The organism is bacterium (assembly GCA_024224155.1).
Taxonomy (GTDB): Bacteria; Acidobacteriota; Thermoanaerobaculia; order Multivoradales; family JAHEKO01; genus CALZIK01.
The window spans coordinates 1-654 of record JAAENP010000456.1 but is presented as its reverse complement, the minus strand read 5'-3'; the positions used below and the strand labels follow the sequence as shown (position 1 = coordinate 654).

The window sequence follows — 654 nt, the reverse complement described above, 5'->3', positions numbered from 1 at the left end:
GGTTGTGCATCACAAGAGCCGCGAGCCCGAAAAGGTGATACCGCTACTGCGCAAGGCCCTCGAGCTTCTGGATCCGGCTCGTGATCCGAGGCGGCAGACCATCGTTCGCCACAACCTCATGGCCGCTCTCCTGGAGGCCGACCGGCCGCACGAGGCCAAGCGGTATCTGGAGGCACTCCGACGCATGCACCGGGAACAGGGAGGCCAACTCAACACACTTCGTTTTCATTGGCTCGAGGGTCGTCTCGCCTACGCGACCGGTGATCTCGACAAGGCCAGGTCGCTGTTTACCGAAGTCCGGAACTCCTTCATCGAGTGGGAGATCGGAATAGACGTGGCGTTGATCCCACTCGACTTGGCCCAGGTCCTATTCGATGAGAACGAGTTGACCGAAACCCAGCGACGACTCAACGAAGCCATCGCCATTCTCAAATCGCTCGGGGTCCACGCCGAAGCTCGCGCGGCGCTGGCATTCCTCGAGGACGCGATTCGAGTACAGGAGGCGGGCACCGCCCTGATTCGCCAGACCGCCGCCTTCATACGCAAGGCCGAGAACGATCCCTCGATCCGTTTTCGGCCGAGCGAGGTCACCGCGCCCAGCGGCGCGCCGGCCTAGGCGCGATCCCCGTAGCGGTCGAGCTCCGTCTCGACCGT

1 protein-coding gene is annotated in these 654 nt (G+C 63.3%); it reads left to right on the top strand.

Going from position 1 to position 654, the window contains the following annotated elements:
- A partial coding sequence (locus GY769_22075) for a hypothetical protein (GenBank protein ID MCP4204605.1) occupies nucleotides 1–616 on the top strand: 616 nt, incomplete at its 5' end.
- Nucleotides 617–654: the final 38 nt, after the last annotated feature.